The organism is Corallococcus sp. BB11-1, from assembly GCF_026626625.1.
GTDB lineage: Bacteria > Myxococcota > Myxococcia > Myxococcales > Myxococcaceae > Corallococcus > Corallococcus soli.
Genome location: NZ_JAPNJY010000035.1, coordinates 310,241 through 334,264 on the forward strand (window position 1 = coordinate 310,241; position 24,024 = coordinate 334,264).

25 protein-coding genes are annotated in these 24,024 nt (G+C 70.9%); 15 read left to right on the forward strand and 10 right to left on the reverse strand.

From position 1 onward, the window contains the following. Nucleotides 1-202: 202 nt before the first annotated feature. Nucleotides 203-1,648, forward strand: coding sequence for a nicotinate phosphoribosyltransferase (locus tag OV207_RS30520; protein WP_267558541.1), 1,446 nt, complete (start codon nucleotides 203-205; stop codon nucleotides 1,646-1,648). Between the two features lie 51 nt (nucleotides 1,649-1,699). Further along, nucleotides 1,700-2,671 (forward strand): nicotinamidase, encoded by a 972-nt coding sequence (locus OV207_RS30525; protein ID WP_267558542.1) that lies wholly within the window; start codon nucleotides 1,700-1,702, stop codon nucleotides 2,669-2,671. 16 nt (nucleotides 2,672-2,687) lie between these two features. Here OV207_RS30525 and OV207_RS30530 read toward each other — a convergent pair whose 3' ends face one another. From OV207_RS30530 to OV207_RS30545, 4 genes are all read right to left on the reverse strand, one after another. Further along, nucleotides 2,688-3,800 (reverse strand): glycerate kinase, encoded by a 1,113-nt coding sequence (locus OV207_RS30530; RefSeq protein WP_267558543.1) that lies wholly within the window; start codon nucleotides 3,798-3,800, stop codon nucleotides 2,688-2,690. Beyond that, nucleotides 3,797-3,925: a hypothetical protein gene (locus OV207_RS30535; protein WP_267558544.1), complete on the reverse strand. Its 129-nt coding sequence runs from the start codon at nucleotides 3,923-3,925 to the stop codon at nucleotides 3,797-3,799. Before OV207_RS30535 ends, OV207_RS30530 begins: the two co-directional genes overlap by 4 nt. Then, complete coding sequence (locus OV207_RS30540) at nucleotides 3,922-4,416, reverse strand: YkgJ family cysteine cluster protein (protein WP_267558545.1); 495 nt, start codon at nucleotides 4,414-4,416, stop codon at nucleotides 3,922-3,924. The genes OV207_RS30535 and OV207_RS30540 overlap by 4 nt, the downstream gene beginning before the upstream one ends. Nucleotides 4,417-4,478: 62 nt before the next feature. Next, nucleotides 4,479-5,777 (reverse strand): class I SAM-dependent rRNA methyltransferase, encoded by a 1,299-nt coding sequence (locus tag OV207_RS30545; RefSeq protein ID WP_193349487.1) that lies wholly within the window; start codon nucleotides 5,775-5,777, stop codon nucleotides 4,479-4,481. A gap of 89 nt (nucleotides 5,778-5,866) precedes the next feature. Between OV207_RS30545 and OV207_RS30550 the strand changes: the two genes are divergently transcribed. After that, nucleotides 5,867-6,382, forward strand: a complete 516-nt coding sequence (locus OV207_RS30550; protein ID WP_267558546.1) for a hypothetical protein — start codon at nucleotides 5,867-5,869, stop codon at nucleotides 6,380-6,382. Nucleotides 6,383-6,532: 150 nt separating this feature from the next. Then, entirely contained in the window at nucleotides 6,533-7,126 is a 594-nt protein-coding gene (locus tag OV207_RS30555) for an FxsA family protein (protein ID WP_267558547.1), read from the forward strand. Here the strand turns inward: OV207_RS30555 and OV207_RS30560 are convergent. Both OV207_RS30560 and OV207_RS30565 read right to left on the reverse strand, forming a co-directional pair. Next, nucleotides 7,098-9,149 carry a FecR domain-containing protein gene (locus OV207_RS30560; protein WP_267558548.1) on the reverse strand — a complete coding sequence of 684 codons (2,052 nt, stop codon included), beginning with the start codon at nucleotides 9,147-9,149 and terminating at the stop codon, nucleotides 7,098-7,100. The genes OV207_RS30555 and OV207_RS30560 overlap by 29 nt on opposite strands. Next, nucleotides 9,136-9,804, reverse strand: coding sequence for an RNA polymerase sigma factor (locus tag OV207_RS30565; protein ID WP_267558549.1), 669 nt, complete (start codon nucleotides 9,802-9,804; stop codon nucleotides 9,136-9,138). Before OV207_RS30565 ends, OV207_RS30560 begins: the two co-directional genes overlap by 14 nt. 245 nt (nucleotides 9,805-10,049) lie before the next feature. Here OV207_RS30565 and OV207_RS30570 point away from each other — a divergent pair, with 245 nt between their 5' ends. Then, nucleotides 10,050-11,261, forward strand: coding sequence for a hypothetical protein (locus OV207_RS30570; RefSeq protein ID WP_267558550.1), 1,212 nt, complete (start codon nucleotides 10,050-10,052; stop codon nucleotides 11,259-11,261). 23 nt (nucleotides 11,262-11,284) lie between these two features. Here OV207_RS30570 and OV207_RS30575 read toward each other — a convergent pair whose 3' ends face one another. Then, entirely contained in the window at nucleotides 11,285-12,286 is a 1,002-nt protein-coding gene (locus OV207_RS30575) for a class I SAM-dependent methyltransferase (protein WP_267558551.1), read from the reverse strand. An 82-nt stretch (nucleotides 12,287-12,368) separates the two neighbouring features. On the opposite strand from OV207_RS30575, the gene OV207_RS30580 reads away from it, so the two are divergent. The 7 genes from OV207_RS30580 (at nucleotide 12,369) to OV207_RS30610 (ending at nucleotide 18,366) form a co-directional block, all read left to right on the forward strand. After that, nucleotides 12,369-13,130 carry a crotonase/enoyl-CoA hydratase family protein gene (locus tag OV207_RS30580; RefSeq protein ID WP_267558552.1) on the forward strand — a complete coding sequence of 254 codons (762 nt, stop codon included), beginning with the start codon at nucleotides 12,369-12,371 and terminating at the stop codon, nucleotides 13,128-13,130. A gap of 59 nt (nucleotides 13,131-13,189) precedes the next feature. Next, nucleotides 13,190-14,335 carry a cystathionine gamma-synthase gene (locus tag OV207_RS30585; protein WP_267558553.1) on the forward strand — a complete coding sequence of 382 codons (1,146 nt, stop codon included), beginning with the start codon at nucleotides 13,190-13,192 and terminating at the stop codon, nucleotides 14,333-14,335. 179 nt (nucleotides 14,336-14,514) lie between these two features. After that, nucleotides 14,515-16,359, forward strand: a complete 1,845-nt coding sequence (locus OV207_RS30590; protein ID WP_267558554.1) for a discoidin domain-containing protein — start codon at nucleotides 14,515-14,517, stop codon at nucleotides 16,357-16,359. Between the two features lie 87 nt (nucleotides 16,360-16,446). Then, complete coding sequence (locus tag OV207_RS30595; protein WP_267558555.1) at nucleotides 16,447-16,896, forward strand: MaoC family dehydratase; 450 nt, start codon at nucleotides 16,447-16,449, stop codon at nucleotides 16,894-16,896. 65 nt (nucleotides 16,897-16,961) lie between these two features. Further along, on the forward strand, nucleotides 16,962-17,423 hold the full coding sequence (locus OV207_RS30600; RefSeq protein ID WP_267558556.1) for a hypothetical protein: 462 nt from the start codon (nucleotides 16,962-16,964) through the stop codon (nucleotides 17,421-17,423). A gap of 148 nt (nucleotides 17,424-17,571) precedes the next feature. Further along, nucleotides 17,572-17,970 carry a hypothetical protein gene (locus OV207_RS30605; RefSeq protein ID WP_193349503.1) on the forward strand — a complete coding sequence of 133 codons (399 nt, stop codon included), beginning with the start codon at nucleotides 17,572-17,574 and terminating at the stop codon, nucleotides 17,968-17,970. A 3-nt stretch (nucleotides 17,971-17,973) separates the two neighbouring features. Further along, nucleotides 17,974-18,366 (forward strand): hypothetical protein, encoded by a 393-nt coding sequence (locus OV207_RS30610; RefSeq protein WP_193349504.1) that lies wholly within the window; start codon nucleotides 17,974-17,976, stop codon nucleotides 18,364-18,366. Nucleotides 18,367-18,467: 101 nt separating this feature from the next. On the opposite strand, the gene OV207_RS30615 is transcribed toward OV207_RS30610, so the two are convergent. After that, the gene (locus tag OV207_RS30615; protein WP_193349505.1) at nucleotides 18,468-19,835 is read right to left on the reverse strand and encodes a pyridoxal-phosphate dependent enzyme; all 1,368 of its coding nucleotides are present in this window, start codon (nucleotides 19,833-19,835) and stop codon (nucleotides 18,468-18,470) included. A 251-nt stretch (nucleotides 19,836-20,086) separates the two neighbouring features. On the opposite strand from OV207_RS30615, the gene OV207_RS30620 reads away from it, so the two are divergent. Together OV207_RS30620 and OV207_RS30625 are read left to right on the forward strand one after the other, a co-directional pair. Beyond that, nucleotides 20,087-21,127: an aminoglycoside phosphotransferase family protein gene (locus OV207_RS30620; RefSeq protein ID WP_193349506.1), complete on the forward strand. Its 1,041-nt coding sequence runs from the start codon at nucleotides 20,087-20,089 to the stop codon at nucleotides 21,125-21,127. A 4-nt stretch (nucleotides 21,128-21,131) separates the two neighbouring features. Beyond that, on the forward strand, nucleotides 21,132-22,160 hold the full coding sequence (locus tag OV207_RS30625) for a nucleotidyltransferase family protein (RefSeq protein WP_267558557.1): 1,029 nt from the start codon (nucleotides 21,132-21,134) through the stop codon (nucleotides 22,158-22,160). Between the two features lie 66 nt (nucleotides 22,161-22,226). Here the strand turns inward: OV207_RS30625 and OV207_RS30630 are convergent, their stop codons facing one another. Together OV207_RS30630 and OV207_RS30635 are read right to left on the reverse strand one after the other, a co-directional pair. Then, complete coding sequence (locus OV207_RS30630; RefSeq protein WP_193349508.1) at nucleotides 22,227-22,991, reverse strand: Stp1/IreP family PP2C-type Ser/Thr phosphatase; 765 nt, start codon at nucleotides 22,989-22,991, stop codon at nucleotides 22,227-22,229. Nucleotides 22,992-23,133: 142 nt separating this feature from the next. After that, nucleotides 23,134-23,502, reverse strand: coding sequence for a DUF192 domain-containing protein (locus OV207_RS30635; RefSeq protein WP_267558558.1), 369 nt, complete (start codon nucleotides 23,500-23,502; stop codon nucleotides 23,134-23,136). A 17-nt stretch (nucleotides 23,503-23,519) separates the two neighbouring features. Between OV207_RS30635 and OV207_RS30640 the strand changes: the two genes are divergently transcribed. Then, a complete protein-coding gene (locus tag OV207_RS30640; RefSeq protein WP_193349510.1) occupies nucleotides 23,520-24,023 on the forward strand; it encodes a tRNA (cytidine(34)-2'-O)-methyltransferase in 504 nt (167 codons plus the stop codon). The last annotated feature ends 1 nt before the right edge of the window (nucleotide 24,024 follow it).

The following is a 24,024-nucleotide window of genomic DNA, read 5'->3' on the forward strand; positions in this document are numbered from 1 at the left end:
GGTCAGGACCAGCTTAACCGCAGCCGTCGCGTCGGGCGTACCGCCAGATGTGTGGCTTCGTCCGGTCCGTGAAGAGGCGGGTGACAGGTCACCCGTGGCTCGCCCCCCGAGCCTCTTCACCCCGCATCCTTCCGGACGCGCGGCATTAGGTAACGGGCCGGCGCAACGCATAGTCTTTGGGTCAACAAGGAGCCCTGTCGCAATGCCCCAGTCGCTGCTCGCCACGGATGGTTACAAGTTCAGCATGGCGGAGGCCGGCTGGCCGCTGCGGAAGGAGACGTTCTACTACTCGCACCGCAAGGGCGGGCCCCAGGTCATGCCGCTGGACCTGGAGGCGTACGTGCGCAAGCTGCTGCCCGTGCCCCAGCCGGAGGACTACGCCTTCCTCGCGCAGCACGACTACGAGATGGGCGTGGGCTTCAAGGCCGCCATCCTGCGCACGGAGCGCCTCACCGTGCGCGCCGTGCCCAGGGGCGCGCTGTTCCTGCCGCGCGAGCCCCTGCTCACGGTGACGGGCCCCTCCGCGCTGGTGTCCTGGCTGGAACCGCTGCTGCTCCAGCTCAACTACCGCATCCAGGTGGCCACCCAGGCGCTGCAGGACCGCGAGGCGCTCGCGCGCGCGCTGACGACGGTGTCGTGCGAGGAGGAGAAGCGCATCGCGCTGGAGACGCTGGACCAGGTGGGCGTGAAGGCGGTGCCCATCCAGGTGGACACGGAGGGCTACCTGCGGCGCGTGCGGGCGCAGGTGAAGGAACTGGTGGACATCGTCGAGGACCCGTCCCGCATCTTCGAGGTGGGCCTGCGCGCGGCCACCTGCCTGGAGCAGCACGCGCTGGCCCTCAAGGCCTGCCAGGACGCAGGCGTGCAGCGCACGAGCAACGTGGAGGGCGCGCGCGTGCTGGGGATGATCCCCGTGGGCACCATGGGCCACGAGCACGTGCAGCGCTACGGCTCCGACGACGCGGCCTTCCGCGCCATGCACGAGCGCCGGCCGCAGCGCTCCAGCTACCTGCTGGACACCTTCGACACGCTGCTGTCGGGCATCCCCGCCGCGTTCAAGCTCATCTCCGAGGAGCCGCAGGGCGGGGACTCCATCCGGTTCGACTCCGGCGACAAGAAGCTCCAGTACCTGTACGCGGTGACGCGCGCCAAGGACATGGGCATCAAGCCGGTGCTCATCCTGGAGGACGGCCTGGACGCGCGCATGACGCGCGAGTTCGAGGAGCTGCGCCGGCAGGTGGGCTGGGAGCCGACGGCGCAGTTCTACGGCTACGGGGGCCACATCGTCGCGCGCACCATGGCGCATGCGCTGACGCGCGACCGGGTGGCGGCCGTCTACAAGTTGTCGTGCTCGGGCGCCTCTCCGGTGATGAAGTTCGGCAACGAGCTGGCGGAGGGCAAGCAGAGCGTCCCCGGCACGCCGGTCATCTTCCGGCGCCGCAAGGGCGAAGGGCCCCTGGGGCTGGTGGGACAGGCGGGGGAGGCGACGCCCCCGGGCTACTTCCCGCTGATGGAGTCGGAGGCCGTGACGCCGTCGCTGGCGGGCGTGGAGGGCGTGGCGCCGGAGGACCAGCGCATCGGCTACACTGCGACCACGCAGGCGCTGGTGGAATCGCTCACGCGGCGCCACTTCCCGCAGGGCCGCTGACGCCTCCGGAAGGGCGGGGCAGGCGGCTCCAGGCGGTCTGGAGAGGACCTCATGTTTCTGCCGCTGCCCCGGTTTCTCGACATCCACCGCGTCGGTGAGCTGTACCTGGAGCGCGTGGCGGAGGTCTCCGAGGAGGCCCACCGCTACGCCGCCGAGCACCGCGTGCGGCCGGCCCGCGAGGATCCCCTCCGCGTGGCGGCGTTCGGCATCGACGTGCAGGTGGGCTTCTGCCTGCCGGGCGCGAGCCTCTTCGTCCCCGGCGCGGTGGAGGACACCTCGCGTGCGCTGTTGTGGATGTACACGAACCTGGCGCACATCACGGAGCTGGTGTTCTCGTTGGACACGCACCGGGTGTTCCAAATCTTCCACCCGGCCTGGTGGAAGGACGCGGAGGGCCGTCCGCCCGCGCCCATGACGGTCATCAGCGCGCAGGACGTGCGGCAGGGCCGCTGGCGCCCCACGCGCCACCCCCGGGAGAGCCTGGCGTACTGCGAACAACTGGAGGCGAGCGGCCGGTACGTGCTCACCATCTGGCCGTACCACTCGCTGCTGGGCGGAATGAGCCACGCGCTGGTGCCGGCCATGTACGAGGCCAGCCTCTTCCACGCGCTCGTGCGCGACACGCCCACCCGGTTCGACCTGAAGGGCGAGCACCCGCTGACGGAGAACTACTCCGTGATGTCGCCGGAGGTGACGGAGGTGGGCGGCCAGCGCGTGGGCGAGTTCAACCAGGGCCTCATGGACCACCTGCTGACGTTTGATCGCGTGTACGTCTTCGGGCAGGCCAGCTCCCACTGCGTGCTGTCCACGCTGAGGGACTTGCAGCAGTACCTGGAGCGCACGGACCCGTCGAAGCTGTCGCGCATCCACATCCTGGAGGACGCGATGAGCCCCGTGCCCGCGCCCCCGTTGGAGCCGCTGCCCGCGGCGCTGGACTTCCCCCGCATCGCGAAGGAGGCGCTGGAGGGCTTCCGCGCCTCGGGGATGCGCGTGGTGCGCACCACGGATCCGGTGGGGGCGTAGCCGCGCGGAGCGCCTCTCAGCGGCCCAGCCGGCCCATGGCCCAGCGCGCCGTCGCTTCGCGCAGGGTTTCGTGGGCGCTGGCGCCGGGGCGGGCCTGCGCGCTCAGCTCCACCACCTCGCGGAACAGCGACAGGTCCAGCACGGCGTCGGCGTGCACGCTGCCGGTGAAGAGCACCACCTGGGTGCCGTGCTCGCGCGCCAGCCGCGCGAGCGCGCCGGGGCCCTTGCCCAGCCATGTCTGCCGATCAAAGCGGCCCTCGCCGGTGAGCACCAGGTCCGCGAGCAGCACGCGCCGCTCCAGCCCCAGCGCCCGGGACACCAGGACGTAGCCGGACGTCAGCTTCCCGCCCAGGACCGCGGCCAGCCCGTAGCCCATGCCCCCCGCCGCACCCGCGCCGGGAATGGACGCGGCCTGCTCCCCGGCGACGCGCGCGAACGTGGCCAGCGCGGCCTCCAGCTCCTCCACCACCTCCGGCGACGCGCCCTTCTGCGGGCCGAAGAGGCGCGCGGCGCCGTCGTCGCCCAGCAGCGGCGTGATGACATCCGTGGCCACCAGCAGCTCCACCTGCCCCAGGCGGGGATGGCGCGCGTCCGACTCCACGCGCGCGAGCCTCGCCAGGGCCGCGCCGCCGGGGGGCAGCGGGGCTCCCTGGGCGTCCAGGAAGCGGTAGCCCAGCGCCTCCAGCGCGCCCTTGCCCCCGTCCGTGCTCGCGCTGCCGCCCAGCCCGACGATGAGGCGCTCACAGCCCTCATCCAGGGCCGCGCGCATCAGCTCGCCCGCGCCATACGTGCACGCGGTGCGGGCATCCCGGCCCTCCGACGGCAGCAGGGAGAGTCCCGACGCGGCCGCCATCTCCACCACCGCGGTGCGGCCGTCTTCCAGGCGCGCCCACGCGGCCTCCACCGGCGCGCCCAGCGGGCCCCGCACGGTGCGCAGCCGCCGCTCGCCGCGGCCACCCGCGAGCAACGCGTCCACGGTGCCGGGACCTCCGTCCGCGAGCGGCGCCACGTCCAGCACCACGTCGAGCGACGCCTCCCGCAGTCCTTCGGCCATGGCGGCCGAGGCCTCGGCGGCGCTCAGGGTGCCCTTGAACTCCTGGGGCGCGATGAGCCAGCGCGGACGAATCACGGGCAGGGCCCCACCGTTCCGGTGCGCATGCGACGCAGCAGGGGCATGAGGGAGGGAGGGGACTTCGCGGACACGGCGGGACACCGGTGGGCGTCGCGCCGCCGCGTCAGCTTCAGGGTCTTCACGGTTCCTCCCGGGCCGGGGCGGTACGCGCCTCGGCATACCATTCCAGGAGGGGCCGGGGGCCCTGGAGCGACGGCATCACCCGCTGCGAAATGCGCTCCAGCCGAAGCAACAAGCGCGTCACGTCCTCGGCGGGCTGCCGGGCCGGGCCGCGGATCCGTTCACAGAAGAACGTCCGACAGCCGAACGGCCGATCCGCGTACACCGTGCAGCGCTTGCCGGCCGCGTCCAGGAAGGGACAGCCCCCATCCGTGCGGGGCGGTGGGAGTTCACGGCCCCGGGAGAGCACCTCCCACTCCGGGCGCCACAGCCAGGGCTGCCGCTTCGTGGTCGCCAACTGGCAGCACTCGCCGCTGGCGGGGCAGGAGTAGGGGACGTACGCCGCGTCCGCCTGCCGGTAGACGGTGCGCGTCTCCTGCATCGCGCGCTCCAGCTCACGCGTGCCGGACGCGGGGGCTTCGTCGTCTGCGTCGTCCCAGTCCCGGCGCGCCATCCCTATGAACCGTTCTCGCACGTCGGGGTCCGAAGGACGGACCCCTTGGGTCCTACCCTAACTCACAGCATGCGCAGGACGAAACATTTGAGGTAGCGCGTCTCGCGCAGGTTCATGAGCACGGGGTGATCCCGGCCCGCGCCGCGCCGCTCGATGATCTGCACCCGGCGCCGCGCGTCCGACGCCGCGGAGGCGAGCATGTCCTCGAAGGCCTGTTCGTCCACGTGGTAGGTGCAGCTGGCCGTCACGAGGATGCCGCCCGGGCGCAAGAGCTGGAAGGCGCGCAGGTTGAGCTCGTTGTAGCCGCGCACCGCCGCCGGAATGGCGTCCTTGTTCTTCGCGAACGAGGGCGGATCCAAAACGATGGTGTCGTAGCGCTTGCCCTCGTCCACCGCGTCGCGCAGGAAGTCGAACGCGTTGCCCGTCACCACGTCCAGGTTGGTGAGCTTGTTGGCCTGGGCGTTCTCGCGGAGCTGCGCGGAGGCCGCGTCGGAGATCTCCACCGCGGTGACGTGCTTCGCCTTCGTGGCCAGCTGGAGCGCGAAGCCGCCCACGTAGCTGAAGCAGTCCAGCGCGTCGCCGAAGGCGTAGTGCGCCGCCATGACGTGGTTCTCACGCTGGTCCAGGAAGGCGCCCGTCTTCTGGCCTTCGAGCAGGTCCGCGCGCATGCGCACGAGGCCCTCGTCGAAGGACACGGGGCCCGGCGGCAGCGCTCCGCGCAGCAGGCCCTTCTCCGGCAGCAGCCCTTCCAGGTGGCGCACGCTCACGTCGGAGCGGTTGACGATGCCCTTGGGGTGGAACTGCTCCTCCAGGAGGTCCGCGATGAGGTCCTTGCGCTGCTCCATGGCGGGGATGAGGAACTGCACGCTCAGGTAGTCGCCGTAGCGGTCCACCACGAGGCCGGGCAGGCCGTCCGCCTCACCATGCACCAGCCGGTACGTCGTCTCACCGGGGAGCGCCAGCTTGCGCAGGGCCTCCGCGGACTGGAGGCGCTTCCTGAAGAACTCCACGTCCACCGCGATGTCGTCGCTGGTGAGCCAGCGCAGGGAGATCTTGGACACCTTCGAATAGAAGGCCTTGCCCATGAACCAGCCGCGGCCGTCCACCACGCGGACGACTTCGCCGCCCTGGAGGCCGGGGTCGCCGTTGAGGTCCGCGCGGTAGATCCACGGCGGGCCCGCCTGCCAGCGGTCGCTGCCGCGGCGCAGCAGCATCACCTGGGGCGTGCCGTCCGGGCCCAGGTCGGGCGTCTTGCGGTCGGGGTGGTGCTTCTCCGGACGCGAGCCGGGCCTCCCGCGTCCGGGGGGAAGGGGGCTGGGGCCCGAGGGCCGGCCGGAGCGAGGGGGGGAGGAAGGCTTCATGAGGCGTTCTCGGAGGGAAAGGGGGCGGGGACCGCCCCGCGCGGCGTATACTCGTAACCCGCGTGAGATACGAGTTGGTCCTTCAAGCGATGGCCCCGGACGTCCCCTTCGACGCGGCGCGGGTGGATGCCCTCCTGGCGACGAGGTCGGGGGCCGCCCGCCCGGATGGCGTGCGCGACTGGGCCTTGTCCCAGGGCGGGGTGGAGGTGGCGCCGCTCCACGACAAGGGCCGGGTCGTGGCCACGGAGCTGCGCGTGCCGCTGCTGGCCCAGGCGGACCTCATCCGCGAGGTGCTGGCGGAAGCCGCGGCCCTGGCCCGCGAGGCGAAGGTCCGGCTGTTCGACCCGCAGCTCGGGCAGGTCCTGGCGTCCTCCGACACGGAGCGCGTGGTGGAGCAGTACACGCGCACGGAGCAGTACGCCCGCACGGCGCCCCGCATGGAGATCACCCCCGGCCTGGCGGAGGCGATGGACGCGGCGGCCCGGTACGCGCCCAAGGGGCCCGGGATGTCGCTGCCCCTGAAGCTCATCCTCTTCGGGGTGGGGGGCTTCGCCATCCTCTACTTCGTGATGACGTCGCTGCTCGGGCAGCTCAACGGCGAATGAGTGCGCCCGGGGCCCCACCGGCCCCGCTCCAGCAGGGCCGGCTGCCAGGCGCGGGAGACCGTCCCCTCCCGGCGGGCGCTCGCGGGCGTACAGCACGGGTTGTGTGACTGGAGATGAGCGCGGAGGCGGTTCTGGCGTTAACGTGCCCTCGTGCTCAAGGCCCTCGTCATCATCTGCATCCTGTTGCCCCTGGCGGAGCTGTACCTGCTGATCACGCTCGGTCATCACATCGGATTGGCCTCCACGCTCGGGCTGCTCGCGGCCTCCGCCGTGCTGGGGAGCCTCATCGCCCGGAAGCAGGGCGAGCGGGTGTTCCGCAACTGGCGTGAGGCCATGGCGGGGGGCGGCGTGCCCGAGGAGGGCCTGCTCAGCGGGGTGCTGGTGATGGTGGGCGGCGCGCTGCTCATCGCGCCGGGGTTCCTCTCGGACGTCATCGGGCTGGCGCTGATGGTGCCGCCGGTGCGCCGCTTCATGACGGCGCGCGTGCGGCGCTCGTTGGAGCAGACCCTGCGCTCGGGCGCGGTGCGCGTCGTGCACTTCGGGGGCGTCGGGCCGGTGCCGGATGGGAGCCCGCTCGACCCGAACCGGCCGCCGGGTCCCTTCCAGGACGCGCGGCGCTTCGACACGTCGGAGGTGCCCGCCTCGGTGGAGCCCGCGGAGGGCCCCGCGACCTTCCGCCGCCCCCGGAGCGAGGGCGGCGAAGTGGACGCGGAGTTCACCAGCGACGAGAAGTCCCGGGGCTGACGGGAGGCCGCTGGGGCGAGCCCATCTCCCCAGGAGTCCAGCGCGGCTGGAGGGGAACGGGCTTCGGCAGCGGAGCGGGAGCGCCTTCGGGCGCACCCGGCGCGGGCACTGCGGGGAGGCCCAGGGCGACGCGGGCCTCGGTGGCGTAGCGGCCGTTGGGGAACTCGGTCAGGTACTGGCGGTATTCGTCCTCGGCGGCGGCGGGTTGGCGCTGCTTCGTGAAGCAGCGACCCCGCAGGGCGCGGGCGTCCTCGCGGTGCTTGTCGCGGGGGCTGGCCTGGGCAATCTCTCCCAGCCCCACCAGGAAGCGTCCACACGTCGAGCCCTGTGATTGCAACCGGGCGTACCCGAGGAAGCGCTCGTCGGAGTCGTCCGACAGCAGTCCGCCCGGGACGAGCATGGCCAGCGACTTGCGACGGCGCGGCTGCACCGGAGGCGGCGGGGCGATGGACGGTGCCTGCACCGTGCCCGGAGCCAGCAGGGGCGCGGCGGACGCGAGCGCGTCACCGGTGGAGCCGGGGTAGGGCACGAAGTCCCCGTCAGCGGTCGCGGGCCCGGTGGGCGTCGCGGTCACGGCCTTGTCCGGTGCGGCGTTCCCCGGGGTCGTGGCTGCGGACGCATGGGCCGCGTCACCCGAGGCAGGGGGTGCGGTGGCCACGGACGGAGGGGACGCGGTGTCGGATGGGGGCGTGGAGCCTGGAGCCGGGGTAGGGACCTCCTCCAAGGGGTTGGAGGCGGTGGCAACGGATTGGCGCGGCGCGGTGCCATCCGTCGGCGCAGGAGCTTCGGGCCTGGCGTTCGGGGCCTCCACGTCATTGGAGGCGGTCGCGACGGCCTGGCGCGGCGGGGCGTCGTTCGCGGGCTGGGACCTCCCGCCCTTGGGCGTCAACGCCCGCGGGGCAGGGGACACCCCGGTCGGCGTCGGTTCCATCCTCGGAGGCGTGGCGCTCGCGACGGTCGGGCGAGGCTCGGCGGCACGCAGGTCGCGGAAGGCCTGCCGGTCTCCAGCGGAGAGCGCGCGAGGCTTCAGCGCGCCTCCGGCCTGGGCCAGCTCCACGCGTTCGCCTGCGTCCACGAAGCGCGGAGGTTGACCCTCCGCATCCACGCGCACGCGTCCTTCGAGCACCGCCACCGCGGCACCGCCCGCCGTGCGCTCCACGGAGAAGACCGTGCCGACCACGGTGACGCGCAGGCCGGCGGACTCCACGAGGAAGCCTTCCCGCTGCGCGTGCGAGGCCGTCACGGAGAGGCGTCCCTGTTGGACCGTGAGGTGCACCGCGTTCGTCTCCGCGCGAGCGAACACCACGTCCGAACCCGACGACAGCCGCACCCGGCTCGCGTCCGGGAGCCGCAGCACGGCGGAGGCCTTCGCGGGCGTGCGAACCGCCATGCCGGAGCGCAACCGCATGCCCGGAGCCAGCGCGTGCTCCGCTCCGGTGGCCTCGCGCACCACCGCGCCCGCGACCCGCTCCGCCTCGGTGGTGGACGCGGCCTCGGCGCGCGCCGCGACCGCCTCCCGTGCAGCCAACGCCGGAGCGGAGCCAACCGCCACGGCAGCCGCCTCCTGCTGCCCATTGCCCCCGGCAGGTGCGGATCCGGATCCAGCCGCCACGGCCGCCGCTGCTCCCACTGGAGCCTCCGCGTCGCGCGGCCCCTGCGTCGCGACAGCGGACGTCCCCGTGCCCGTGGTCCTCCCCGTGAGCAACGCCTCGCCCAGCCACAGCACGAGCGCGACGGCGCAGGCCCCCGCGAGGGTCAGCGCCCAGGGTGACAGGACCCTGCGCTCGGGCACGGCCATCCGCTTCGCCGCCGCCGCCTTCAGCCTGGCTCCCGCCTCCTCCCACCGCACGGCGGGCTCCACCTCGCGCGCGGTGCTCAGCAGCGCTCGGGCCTCCACCACCTGCTTCAGCGCCGCCGCGCAGGAAGCACAGGCCTCGACGTGTGTCTCCACGCGGGCTCGCGCCGCCGCGTCCAGCTCGCCCGCGGCCAGCGCCCACAGGGCCTGGGTCTCATGGCCGGCCATGGGGACCTCCCACCGGCCGGGCGACGACCAGGCGCTGCATGGCTTCGGTGAACTCCACTCTCGCGTGGTGCAGGCGGCTGCGCACGGTGTTGACCGAGCTTCCCACGGCCAGGGCGATCTCGTCCGGGCTCATGCCGCACAGCTCGTGGTAGACGAAGACGATCCGCTTCTTGGGCTTGAGCTTCTCCAGCGCCGCCTCCACCAACCGGGCCGCCTGACGGCGCTCCGCGGCGCGCTCGGGGTCCTCCCCGGGGGCCACCACCTCCGGCGGATCCGCGAACGCATCCTCCGGCCGGCGCCGCTTCCAGCGCAGGTGGCTCAGCGCCACGTTGGAGCATACCCGGTAGAGGAACGTCCGGAAGCGCGACTCGCCCCGGAAGCCCTTCACCGCCGTGAGCAGCCGGAGGTACGTCTCCTGGAGCAGGTCCTCCACCTCCACGCGGTTGCCCACCAGATGGCGCAGCGTGCGCGCCGCGTCCTCGCGCGTGGCCTCATAGAGCTGCTCGAAGGCGGTAAGCTCTCCGGCCTGGACACGACGCACCAGGGCGAGCAGGTGCGCCTCGTCCGTGGGCAGCGGCGCGCGCGCGGTCCCCTCGCCCGACCCGGTCCCGGGTGGGTTCGCGGCTGCCCATGAGCGCGCTCCACGGATGAACACCTGCGCTTCTCCTTCGAGGGTGGCGAGCGTACGCCGAGCGCACCCCCCATCCAGGAACGCCCCCCAGTCTGTGTCGGTGGTCCAGACGTGCACACTGCCTCCGTGCCCCTGGGTCTCCGGTCAGACGAAAAAAGATCAAAATAATTTGATCGATCCGACCCCCTCTTGCGTCGAAGCCTCACGAAATCGGATGACCCCCCCGGTGGCCGGTCCGGACCCATCCTATTCCTTTGGAGCCCCCACTCATGAGGAACACCTCGCTTCGCGGCACGCTGTTCGTGCCGTTCCTTGCGCTGTTAGGCCTGTTGTCGGGTTGCATCCTCGATACGCGTGGCGACGGGTACTGGCCCGACGATGACTACGACTACAGCTCCAGCTGCGTGAGCACCTCCGACTGTGGCAGCGACCAGTACTGTCGCGCCGGCAGTTGCTGGGACCTCTCGTCCGACACCGCGTCCTGCGTGTACTCCAGCGAGTGCCCCGACTCGCAGATGTGCATCAACGGCTGGTGCGCCCAGCCCTGCTACCGCGACTCCGAATGCGGCTCCTCCGGCCGCTGCCAGGACAACTTCTGCACCCCCAAGCCGGGCGGCTCCAAGCCGGACGCCGGCACGACGGACGGCGGCTCCAAGCCGGACGGCGGCGCCAAGCCGGATGGCGGCACGACGGACGGCGGCTCCAAGCCGGACGGTGGCTCCAAGCCGGACGCCGGCACGACGGACGGCGGCTCCGCCCCCACCTGCCGGGTCAATACGGACTGCGGCGAGGACCGCTACTGCATCAACAGCATCTGCAAGAAGGGCTGTGACACGGATGCCAAGTGCGGCCCCACGGGCATGTGCGTCCAGGGGCTGTGCGAGCCGCGCCAGCAGGACCCGAACGCCTGCACCACCCAGGCCCAGTGCCCGGCGAGCAAGGACTGCGTGAACGGCCAGTGCCGCGCGCCCTGCACCTCCACCACGGAGTGCTCGGCGGACACGAAGTGCGAGATCGGCTACTGCCTGCCCATCCCCCCCGGCGGCGCGTGCCAGGCCAACTGCGAGTGCCCCGCGGGCCAGGTCTGCAACAGCGGCCAGTGCAAGTCGCCGCAGCCGAACCCGGGCCAGTCGTGCCAGGCCAACTGCGACTGCCCCTCCGGTCAGGTCTGCAACGGCGGCTACTGCAAGGCGCCCACGCCGGACCCCGGCACGGGCAGCAACCAGTCCTGCACGGTGAACTGCGAGTGCCCGTCCGGTGAGGTCTGCACCAGCGGCAAGTGCAAGCTGCCCGCGCCGCAGCCGTCGCCCGACGCGGGCACGTCCGGCTCCGTGTGCCGCGCCAACTGCGAGTGCCCCGCCGGCCAGGCCTGCACCAGCGGTCAGTGCAAGCCCGTCAACAACGGCTCCGGCAACGCCTGCCAGGCCAACTGCGAGTGCCCGTCCGGCGAGCGCTGCCAGGACAACGTCTGCTGGCTGTAGTCACCGCCAGCGGGTGACGGCCTTCATCGCGAGGGGGCCACCATGCGCCAGCAGCGGTGGATCTCCTTGCGGTGGAAGTCCTCGGGGATGGAGCGGGGGGTGAGCTCCTCCACCTGCTCCAGGCCCCGGGTCGCGGAGTCCTTCAGTTCGAAGCCCAGGTAGTTCGTGGAGAAGTACAGGACACCTCCGGGCGACAAGAGCGCCTGGAGGTGTTCGAGCATCCGGACGTGGTCGCGCTGCACGTCGAAGTTCCCCGACATCTTCTTCGACGTGGAGAACGACGGCGGGTCGCAGACGATGAGCTCATACCGGTCCTCCCCGTGCCGCGCCTGGTCCTCCAGCCACGCCTTCGCGTCCGCGCGGATGAGCACGTGGCGCGGGTCCGCCAGGCCGTTGAGCACCAGGTTGTCCTCCGCCCAATCCAGGTACGTGTTGGACAGGTCCACGCTCACGCTGCCCGCCGCGCCGCCCGCCGCCGCGTACACCGTGAACGCGCCCGTGTACGCGAAGAGGTTGAGGAACTGCTTGCCCCTGGCCTCCGTGCGCACGCGCGCGCGGGTGTTGCGGTGGTCCATGAAGAGGCCGGTGTCCAGGTAGTCGCCCAGGTTCACCCAGAACTTCAGCCCCTGCTCCTCCACCACCAGTCGCTCGCTGCCCTGGCCCACGCGGCCGTACTGCGAGCGGCCCCAGGGCTGGGGCGTGTGCGTCTTCACGGACGTCTTCTCCGCGGGCACGCCCAGCACGGCGGTGACGGCGGCGAGCACCTCCGCGCGCTCCGACTCCGTGCTGGCGCCCTTCGCGTGGGCCTTGCGGCGCGGGTACTCCACGACGTGCGCGTGGTCGCCGTAGAGGTCCACCGCGTAGGAGTACTCCGGGATGTCCCGGTCATAGACGCGAAAGGCGGTGAGCCCCTGCGCGCGGGCCCACTTGCGCAGGCGCTTCGCGTTCTTGCGCAGGCGGTTCTCGAACATGCTCGTGCCCGCTGGCGCCGTGCCCTGCGTGTCCTCTTTGCCTTCGTCCGCCATGCCCGTCGGTCCTTCCTGTTTCGCACCCGCGCGCGCCCCTCATATTGCAGCCCGGACGCGGGGCGGGGGAAAACCCGGGGCCATGAGCGTGCGCGTCGAGAAGAACGGCCCCGTCACCACCGTCATCCTCCACCGCCCGGAGGTCCGCAACGCGGTGGACCGCGACACGGCCGCTGGGTTGGCGGACGCCTTCCGCGCCTTCGACGCGGACCCGGGCGCGCGCGTGGGCGTGCTCTTCGGCGACGAGGGCACCTTCTGCGCGGGCGCGGACCTGAAGGCCCTGTCCGAGGGGCGCCTGTCGCGCCTGGAGCCGGAAGGGGATGCGCCCATGGGCCCCTCACGCCTGCTGCTGTCCAAGCCCGTGGTGGCGGCCATCTCCGGCCACGCGGTGGCGGGCGGGCTGGAATTGGCCCTGTGGTGCGACCTGCGCGTGGCGGAGGAGGACGCGGTGCTGGGCGTCTTCTGCCGCCGCTGGGGCGTGCCGCTCATCGACGGGGGCACCGTGCGCCTGCCCCGGTTGATTGGCCTGTCCCGCGCCCTGGACCTCATCCTCACCGGCCGCCCCGTGCCCGCCTCCGAGGCGCTGGGCATGGGCCTGGTCAACCGCGTGGTGCCGAAGGGCGAGGCCCGGAAGGCCGCGGAGGCCCTGGCGCACCAATTGGCCGCCTTCCCCCAGGCGTGCATGAACGCGGACCGGACCTCCGCCTACACCCAGGACGGGCTGGGGCTGGAAGACGCATTGCGCCAGGAGTTCCGGGAGGGGGTGAAGGTGGTCCAGGCGGAGTCCCTGTCCGGGGCCGCGCGCTTCGCCGGGGGAGCGGGCCGGCACGGCCGGTTCGAGTAGCACCCGAAGACAGCCCGGGAGCGCTGCGCGGGCGTTGGGACTGTGTTAGTTCGCGGGCCATGCGCTTCGACACGCTCGCCATCCATGCCGGCCAGGAGCCGGACCCCACCACGGGCGCCATCATGACGCCCGTCTACCTGACCTCCACCTACGTCCAGGACGGGCCGGGGGAGCACAAGGGCTACGAGTACAGCCGCACGCAGAACCCCACGCGCAAGGCGCTGCAGGACTGCCTGGCCGCGCTGGAGGGCGCGAAGTACGGCGCCGCGTTCGCGTCCGGCCTCGCCGGCACGGACATGCTGATGCACATGCTGGAGGTCGGTGACCACGTCATCGTCTCCGACGACGTGTACGGCGGCACCTTCCGCCTCTTCGACAAGGTGTGGAAGCGCGCGGGCATCTCGTACTCCTTCGTGGACCTCTCCAAGCCGGAGAACTTCGAAGCGGCCATCACCCCCAAGACGAAGATGGTCTGGGTGGAGACGCCGACGAACCCGATGCTCAAGCTCATCGACCTGGGCCGCATCGCGGAGATCGCCAAGAAGCGCGGCATCCTGTCCGTCGCGGACAACACGTTCATGACGCCGTACTTCCAGAAGCCGCTGGCGCTGGGCTTCGACGTCGTCGCGCACTCCACGACGAAGTACCTCAACGGCCACAGCGACGTGGTGGGCGGCTTCGTGTGCACCAGCCGCGACGACGTCGCGGAGCGGATGTACTTCCTGCAGAACGCGGTGGGCGGCGTGTCCGGCGCCTTCGACAGCTTCCTGGTGCTGCGCGGCGTGAAGACGCTGCACGTGCGCATGGACCGCCACGCGCACAACGCGATGAAGGTCGCCCAGTACCTGGCCACGCACAAGCAGGTGAAGAAGGTCACCTACCCGGGCCTGGAGACGCACCCGCAGCACGCCCTGGCCCGCCAGCAGATGACCGGCTTCGGCGGCATGCTGACGTTCGACATCCACGGCGGCCTGGAGGCGGCGCGCACCTTCCTCAAGACGGTGAAGGTCTTCGCCTGCGCCGAGTCCCTGGGCGGCGTCGAGTCCCTCATCGAGCACCCCGCCATCATGACCCACGCCTCCGTCCCCCAGGAGACGCGGGAGAAGCTGGGCATCTCCGACGGCTTCATCCGCCTGTCCGTGGGCATCGAGGACTCGCAGGACCTCATCGACGACCTGGCGCAGGCGCTCGAGCGGGCGAAGTAGCCCCCGGTCGCCTCGCTGCTGGAACAGGAAGGGCCTTCACGCTCCCCCACACCGGGCGCGTGGAGGCCCTTCGCCGTTTCCGGACCTGGAGCGCGGCCCGCGCCTGCCTCCCCTCCAGGCTGCCTGGATGCCCTCCAGGGCGGGGGGAATGTTGATTGGAGCACAACGTTTCCGGCGCGATGCGCAATCGACTGCTTGTCTCCACCGGCCTCCTGGGCGCGTGGCTCGTGACTGGCTGCGAGTCCCCGCCTGTTCCCACCGACTCCGACTTCCCCCCCGTCGCACTTCCTTCACCGGAAGCGCAGGGGGATGAGTCCTTTCTCTCCGCCGCGAACTGCAACCAGCTCGTGACGAAGGCCGTGACGGCCAGCGGTGACGACGGCAACGTCGCCGCGAACACGCAGGACGACAACCTGGGCACGCGCTGGAGCGCGCAGGGGCAGGGCGTCTGGCTCCAGATGGACCTGGGCTCCGTGCAGTCGCTCACGGGCACCACCATCGCGTGGCACCGGGGCAACGAGCGGCAGAACCACTTCGTCATCGCCACCTCCGCGGACGGCGCCACCTTCACGCAGGCGTACGCGGGCGACAGCGCCCTCACCGCGTCCGCGCAGACGACGTCCTTCTCCGCCCGGAGCGCGCGCTACGTGCGCATCACGGTCAACGGCAACACGGTGAACGACTGGAACTCCATCGCGGAGACCCGGGCGTGCGCGGCGGCCGCGCCCCCGTCCTCGTCAGACGCCGGCCCCGCGCTGCCCCGGCTGCCGTACCTGCAGAGCGTGAAGCAGACCTCCGCCATCGTGGCCTTCCGCACCGCCAGCACCTGCACGCCCACCGTGCGCTACGGCGAGGGCACCAGCCTCACGAGCACCGTCAGCGCGGGCGTGTCGGGCACGCGCCACGCGGTGAAGCTGTCCGGCCTGTCCGCGGGCCGCACCTATGGCTACGTGGTGTCCGCGTGCGGCAGCACCACCGGCCTGCGCACCTTCCAGACCGCGCCCACGTCCTTGGCGACGAAGGTGCGCTTCACCGCGATGGGGGACTTCGGCACGGGCGGCAGCTTCCAGAGGAAGGTGATGGCGGTGATGGCCACGCCCGCGTGGCGCTCGGAGCTGCTGCTGGCGCTGGGCGACAACGCCTACCCGGACGGCACGGACGCGGAGTTCCAGGCGCACCTGTTCACGCCCATGGCCCCGCTGCTGCGCGAGGTGCCCATGTTCGCCACGCCCGGCAACCACGAGTACGTGACGAACCAGGCGCAGCCCTACCTGGACAACCTCTACCTGCCGGCCAACAACCCGGCGGGCACGGAGCGCTACTACTCGTTCGACTGGGGCCCGGTGCACTTCATCTCCCTGGATTCCAACTGCGCGGTAGGCCTGGCGTCCGCGGACCGGTGCACGCTCTCGGCGCAGAAGGCGTGGGCGGAGGCGGACCTGGCCGCGAACACGCGCCCGTGGACGGTGGCCTTCTTCCACCACCCGTCGTGGTCCAGCGGCGAGCACGGCTCGCAGCTCACCATGCGCCGCCAGTTCGGGCCCCTGTTCGAGAAGTACGGCGTGGACCTGGTCCTCACCGGCCATGACCACAACTACGAGCGCAGCAAGCCCATGTTCGGAGACACCATGGCGTCCGGAAGCCAGCGCGGCATCCCGTACCTCGTGGTGGGCAGCGGCGGCGCGACGCTGCGCTCCTTCCCCAGCAGCCAGCCCGCGTGGACCGCGCTGCGCGACAACCAGTCCTATGGCTTCCTGGACGTGATGGTGGATGGCGGCACGCTGACGGCGCGGCTCATCACCTCCACCAACACCGTGCGCGACACGCTCACCCTGCGCAAGACGCTGGTCAAGAGCGCGGCCCGGGCAGCGAGCAGCGCGGCGGCGGAAGCGGCGGCGGAGGAGGCCCAGGACACGCCCCCGGCCCCGACGGACGACCGCGCGGAGCCGCGCCTGCTCCGGCCGGTGCCTCCCGCGGACACGCTCGAGTCCGTGGCGGACCCCGAGGAGCCGCTTCCGCAGTAGCCGGAAGGGCCCGCCGGAAGGTAGGGAGGGGCGGACACCGCTCCACCTCTTCCATCGCCGGCGGGCCGGCACCTTCCGAGGGACACCATGCGCTACTTCGACGACTTCCCCATCGGTGAGATCCTGGAGCTGGGGCCGTACGGGGTGACGCGCGAGGAGATCCTCGCGTTCGCGAACCAGTTCGACCCCCAGCCCTTCCACGTCGACGAGGTGGCCGCCGGCCAGAGCATCTACGGCGGCATCATCGCCAGTGGCTGGCACACCGCCTCCATCTGCCACAAGCTGCTCGTGCAGGGCCTGCTGGCGACGTCCGCCAGCATGGGCTCGCCGGGCCTGGATGAGCTGCGCTGGAAGAAGCCGGTGCGCCCCGGCGACACCCTCAAGGTGCGCGTCGAGACGCTGGAGACCCGCCCCTCCACGAGCAAGCCCGACCGGGGCGCCATCAAGTTCCGCTTCGAGGTCGTCAACCAGCACGGCGACGTGGTGATGACCGAAATCGCCAACGCCCTCTTCGCCCGCCGCCCGCCGGCCCCGTAGCAAAACCCGGACACTTTGAGTTCCAGGGGCAACCTGGGCTAGCAATAGCCCCCAAGGAGATGCCCATGTCCGACAAGAACGAAGTGGTGCCGCCTCCGGCGCCGAGCCGCCTGAAGCGTCCCGTGGAGGTGGTGCGCGCGGAGCTGCTGGCCGACGCGGACGTGAAGCAGCAGGCGGAGATGCTCAAGCTGCCCGTGGAGGCGTACGTGGAGAAGATCCTCGACTACGCCATCCACCCGGACAAGCCGCCGCAGCTCCAGATCGTCCCCGACGAGGAGCTGAAGGCGCGCGACCCGAAGATCGCCACGGTGGCGGAGATCGAAACCCACCTGCAGAAGATCATCGACGGGGAGATCGTCATCAGCCCCGCCCAGCAGCGCGACGGCTTCAGCAGCGACAAGAGCCATGATCAGCGCTACAGCGCCGCGCTCGGCACGGCGCCCAAGCCCGGCGAGCCCGTGACCCCGAAGAAGCCCGGCCCCCCCGCCGACCCGGCCGTCACCAAGAAGGGCCCCATCCGGGGCTGAGTCGCGCAAGCGCCTGGAACTCCAGGGGTTTCCCCGGAAGAATCCTGATAATTCCAGGACCGGCAACTAATCGCCCCCGGCGCCGAGAATCCTTCAACGTCTCACTTCGAGGGCCGCCTGGCGGTCCTCCCCGAAAAGGATCACGACCATGGGTGGCATCGGCAAGGCGCTCGGCAAGGTGATGGACATCGTCAAGCCGTTCGTGACGATGGTGAATCCGCTGCTCGGCGCGGCGATGGGCTTCGCCAGCGGCCTGATGCAGGGCAAGAACCCCATCCAGTCGCTGCTGGGGGCGGCCACCGACCTCATCCCGGGCGGAGGCGTGTTCAAGAACGCGCTCAGTACCTTCGCCAACTCCGGCCTGATGGACGGAGCGGGCGGCAACAGCCTGCTGTCCGGCGCGCTGAACCTGGCGTCCGGCAAGAGCAAGGTCACGGACGTCATCGGCGACCTGTTCAAGGCGAACAAGAAGAACCCGCTCACGGAGCTGGGCACCAGCAACGCCGCCGAGCTGGCCGCGCAGCGCATGTCCACGCTCGTCGCCTAGTCCATGAAGCCCGTTCCCTTCGACCCCAAGCTGCACCATGGGTTGCTCGAGCTGTGGCGCAAGCCATGGGACGAGACCATGACCCCGGATGCCCTTCCCCAGACGGGCTTCGTGGTCCCGGACAAGGCCGCAGGCTTCCTGTACCGGACGGACAGCTCGGTGGCGCTGATCGAAGGCATCATCGCCGCCCCCGGGCTGAGCAAGGAAGTGCGCAACGAGGCGGTCAACGCCATCGTCGCCGCGATTCGCGACGAGGCCCGGCGGCTGGGCTTCAAGCTGCTCCTGGGCTACTCGCAGCTGGACGTCATCATGGAGCGCGCCAAGCGCTTCGGCTTCATCCACGTGGGCCCGGGCTTCCACATGGTGGCCCTGGACCTGACGAAGCCGGATCCCTGAAGCGCCGCTGAAGCGCTGGACGCACGAAGGGCCCGAAGGGAGGTTCGCTCCTCCTTCCGGGCCCTCGGTGTTTCAGGCGCCTGCTGCCGCGCGGTGCCTTCTCAGGCCGTGGTGCGGTGCAGGTAGTCGATGAGGTCGATCTTCGTGACGATGGCGATGACCTTCTCGCCGTCCTTCACCACGGCCACGTTGTCGCGCGCGAAGATTTCGCGCAGCCGGTCGATGCTGGCCTCGGCGGCCACGGCGCCCTGGAGCGGGGCGACGATGGGGTCGATGGTGTCCTGGAACTTCACCTTGTTGGCCACCAGGGCGTTGAGCAGGTCGTACTCGTGCACCATGCCCGCGGCGCGCCCGTCCTCGGACACCACCGGCATCTGGCTGATGCCGTGGCTGCGCATCGTCTCCACGACGTGGTCCACCCGGTCCCCGCGCTTCGCCGTCTTCAGCTCGCGCGGCTTCGCGCCGATGATGTCGCGCACGGTGCCGGCGCCCTTCTCCTGCATGAAGCCGTTGTCGCGCATCCACTCGTCGGAGTGGAACTTGGAGATGTAGCTGCTGCCGGAGTCGGGCAGGACGACGACGATGGTCTTGCCCTTGCCAATCTCCTTCGCCAGCTCCACCGCCACGTGCACCGCGGCGCCGGAGGAGCCACCCGCGAAGATGCCCTCCTCGCGCGCGAGCCGGCGGGCCGCGTTGAAGCACTGGCGGTCATCCACCTGGCGCACGTCGTCCACGACGGAGAAGTCCATCGCGCCGCAGAGCATGTCCTCGCCAATGCCCTCCACCTTGTAGACGTGCGGCTCGGTGAGCTTGCCCGTCTTGAAGTAGCCCTCGTAGACGGAGCCCTCCGGATCCACGCCCACGTTCTTCAGGCCGGGGATCTTCTCCTTCAGGAACTTGCCGGCGCCGCTCATCGTGCCGCCGGTGCCCAGGCCCGACACGAAGTAGTCGAACTTGCCCTCGGTCTGCTCGAGGATCTCCGGACCCGTGGTGTTGTAGTGCGCCTCGATGTTGTCCGGGTTGTGGTACTGGTTCAGCATGAACGCACCGGGCGTCTCGCGGTGCAGCCGCTTGGACGTCTCGTAGTAGCTGCGAGGGTCCTCGGCCGGCACGTTCGTCGGCGTCACGACGACCTGGGCGCCCATGGCCTTCAGGCGGTTGATCTTCTCCAGGGACATCTTGTCCGGCATGGTGAAGATGCACTTGTAGCCCTTCACCGCCGCCGCCAGCGCCACGCCCATGCCGGTGTTGCCGGACGTGTTCTCCACGATGGTGCCGCCGGGCTTGAGCTTCCCCTCCCGTTCGGCCTTTTCGATGATGTAGAGCGCCATGCGGTCCTTGATGGACGCGCCGGGGTTCATGAACTCGCACTTCACGAGCACGGTGGCGTCGTTCGGACCGACCAGCTTGTTGAGCTTCACCAACGGCGTGTGGCCAATGGCGGTGAGGATGTTCTCTTGGATGTCCATCGTGCGTGGCTTCCCGAAAAGGGGGGTATCGGGGCCTTATACGTGCTCCGCCCCGTCTGGGGGAACATGCCCGAAGGCCCCAGGCTTCCTGACGCGGGAGGACGCAAGGCGGGCCGGACGGGCGCTCGCGTCGCTTGGGCGACAGGTTGAACGGTCGCCGGGCATGCGCTCCACGCGGACTTTGACCCGCCGCGCCGTGCCTTCGATACTCGCGGGCGATTTTCCTTCCCCCGCTGGAGCACCCGTCCGCCATGGAACTTGAGGCCGCCCTTCGCGACCAGGTGGGACAGGCCATTGGCCGTCCCGTTCCCCACGCAGCCATCACGAAGCTCAAGGGCGAGGCGAGCAGCCGCTCCTACTACCGCGTCGGCGCGCCCCCGGAGAGCTGGGTGGTGATGGTGATGCCGCCGGACGCGACGAAGAAGAGCGACGAGGCCACCAAGGGCGAGCCCCCCAAGGAGCTGCCCTTCATCAACGTCCACCGCTACCTGGAAGGGCTGGGCGTGCGCGTGCCGCGCATCCTTCGCTACGACGAGCCCGCCGGCTTCATGGTGCTGGAGGACCTGAGCGACATCACCTTCGAGTCCGCGCTGGAGGGCGGCCGCCACAACCAGGCGCTCTACACGCGCGCGGTGGAGCTGCTGGCGCGCCTGCGCGTGCAGGCGGAGAAGAAGCGGGATCCGGAGTGCCTGGCCTTCACGCGCGCCTTCGACGAGGACCTCTACGACTGGGAGCTGCACCACTTCCGCGAGTGGGGCCTGGAGGCCTGGAGCGGCAAGCAGCCCACGGCCGCGGAGCGCGCGGAGCTGGACGCCACGTTCAAGGACATCGCGAAGCAGCTGGCGGCCGCGCCCAAGGGCTTCACGCACCGCGACTACCAGAGCCGCAACATCATGGTGAAGGAGGGCGAGCTGGTCGTCATCGACTTCCAGGATGCGCTCCAGGGCCCGCGCCAGTACGACCTGGTGGCGCTCCTGCGCGACAGCTACGTGGAGCTGGACCGCGGGTTCGTGGACACGATGCTGGACGTCTACATCGCCACGTTCGAGCAGGAGAGCGGGGAGAAGATCGACGCGAAGGAGTTCAAGGCGTTCTTCGACCTGCTCACCATCCAGCGCAAGCTGAAGGACGCGGGCCGCTTCGAGTTCATCAACCGGGTGAAGGGCAACCCGGGCTTCCTGGTGTCCATCCCCGCGTCGCTGCGCTACGTGAAGGACGCGTTCGCGCTCCGGCCGGAGCTGTCGAAGCTCCAGGCGCTGGTGGCGAAGTACGTGCCCGAGCTGGCGGCCTGAGCGCATGAAGGCCATGGTCCTCTGCGCGGGCCTGGGCACGCGCCTGCGCCCGCTCACCGAGCGCTGGCCCAAGCCGGCCATGCCGTTCCTCGGCCAGCCGCTGTTCCGCTACCACCTGGCGGTGCTGAAGGCCGCGGGCGTGACGGCGGTGGGCATCAACACGCACCACCTGCCGGACACGATGGCGGCGGTGGCCCGCGCGGAGTGCGAGCGCGCGGGGCTGTCCCTGCACGTCGTGCACGAGCCCGTCATCCAGGGCACCGGCGGCGGCATCCGCGGCCTGCGCGACTTCCTCGCGGGCGAGGACTTCGTCGTGTTCAACGGCGACATCCTCTTCCCGGTGGACCTGCGGCCCGTGGTCGCGGCGCACCGGGAGTCCGGCGCCGTGGCGACCATGGTGCTGCTGCCCATGCCGGCGGGGGAGACGTACGCGGCGGTGGAGGCGGACGCGGGCGGGCAGGTGCGGAGAATCGCGGGGTACGGGCCGGGCGGTGACGGGCTCAAGCCCTGGCACTTCACCGGCGTGCACGTCATGTCCCCCAGCGTGTTCGACTTCATGACGGCCGAGGGGCCCGAGGACATCAACCGCGAGGTCTACGTGCGGGTGATGCAGGCGGGGCTCCCGGTGCGCGGGCACGCGGTGGACGCGTACTGGTCCGACCTGGGCATGCCGTCGCGCTACCTGGCCACCGTGCGGGACGTGCTCGAAGGGCGCGTGCCGCTGGCGGCGTTGGGAGCGGACTCACCGCTCGCGGGGCTGGAGGCGGACGGCGCCGGGGCGTGGGTGCATCCGGAGGCCCGCGTCGCGGGGACGGTGCGGGGCCCCGCCTACGTGGGCCCGGGCGCCGTCGTGGACGCGGGCGCCACCGTGGGCCCGGGCGTGTCCGTGGGCCCGGGGGCCCGGGTGGGGCAGGGCGCGAGGCTGGAGCGCTGCGCCGTGTTCGAGGAGACGCAGGTGGCGCCGGGCGAGGCCCTCACCGAGGTGCTCGCGTGGGGCCCCCACCGGGTGCCCGCTTCGCTCGCGGGGCGCTGAGGCTTCGGGCTTCCGGCTGACGGGGCCCGTCCTCCTGTGGGAGGCCGGGCCCTTGTCATGTGCGCGTCAGGCGGCGTGGTAGCGCGCGAGCACGCACGTCACGTTGTCGTTGCCGCCCGCCGCGTTGGCCAGGTCGATGAGCTGGCCGCACGCCTTCTCCAGCTCCGGGGTGCGCGACAGGATGTCCTGCATCTGCGCGTCGGAGATCATGCCGCTCAGGCCGTCCGAGCACAGCAGGAAGACGTCGTTCTCCAGCGGATCCACGCGGGTGACGTCCACCTGCACCTGCTCCTTCATCCCCAGCGCGCGCACGATGACGTTCTTGTGGGGGAAGTTTTCAATCTCCTCCGGCGAGAGCTTCTTCGCCTTGAGGTAGTCGTTGAGCAGCGAGTGGTCTTCCGTCACCTGCTGCAGCATGCCGCCCCGGAAGAAGTACACCCGGCTGTCGCCCACGTGGCCCACGTAGGCCGCGCTGTCGGCGAAGTGCACGGACACGATGGTGGTGCCCATGCCCTTGTACTTGGTGTCCACGGTGGCGCGCTCGAAGATGCGCGCGTTCGCCAGCTTGATGCCGGTGGACAGCCGGTTCTCATCGTAGTTGCGCTGCTTGTCCATCTTGAACGGCCAGGTGGCGTCCTGGTCCTTGGACGTCATGCGGAAGAACTCACCCAGCTCGTCCACCGCGATGCGGCTGGCGATCTCACCGGACGAGTGACCGCCCATGCCGTCCGCCACGACCACGAGGTTCTCCTCGGTGAGCACGAGGTAGTTGTCCTCGTTGTGGTTCCGCTTCATCCCGACGTGGGTGCTGCCAGCGACCTCGATGCGCATGCGTGGGGACTCTTCCGGAAGAGGCGTGAAAATCGGGCCGTGACGTTAACAAAGCGTTCCGAAAGGGGTCAAAAAGCTCTCGCTGATGATGCGCCCCCACCCTCCGGGTGTGGGCGGGCAGGGAGGCGGATGCGGGGGCCCCTCAGGCGCCGGCCGGCTCCGCTGGGGCGAACACCAGCCGGTCCCCCTCCTGGGTGCCGCTGGCCTGGAGGACGCCCGAGGGCAGCTCCAGGACCGAGCGGGCCCGCCGGTAGATGGCGGTGGCGCGCCAGGGGGGAAGCGCGGACAGTTGCTTGACGATGCGCCCTTCCGCGTCCAGGAAGGCCACGTCGATGGGGATGCGCATGAAGAACGTGTGGATGGAGTCGCAGGGCTCGATGTGCATCCCGGCCCCCATCGGCAGCGAGGCGCGGCCCATGAGGCCCTGGAAGCGCTGGACGAAGGACTCGGCCCGTTCGGCGCGGTCCGCGAGCAGCCGCTGCCGCGTTTCGTTGGTCACCCTCCAGTGCATGCCCCGTGTTCTACCCCATGCTTGAGCCCCTGGCGTCCCCCCTGCATCTGGTCCTGGTCTCCCCGCAGATTCCGCCCAACACCGGCAACGTGGCCCGCCTGTGCGCGGTGACAGGCTGCCGGCTCATCCTGGTGGAGCCCCTGGGGTTCTCCATCGACGACCGGAACCTCAAGCGGGCGGGGCTGGACTACTGGGACAAGGTCTTCCTGAAGCTGTATCCGACCTATGACGCCTACGTGGCGGAGTACCCGGCGGCCCGCCGCTGGCTGTTCTCCGCCCGGGCGGAGACGTCGCTCTACGCGGCCCGGTTCCAGGCGGGGGACCACCTGGTGTTCGGCTCGGAGGTGACGGGGCTCTTGCCGGAGGTGATGGCGGGGGGGACGGGGACGGCGGTGTCCATCCCCATGCTGCCGGAGCGCCGGAGCTTGAATCTTTCGACGTCGGTGGGGATTGGGGCCTACGAGGCCCTGCGGCAGGTGCAACTGGGGGCGGCGGGCGGGCAGGCACCGCCGTCGAATTGAG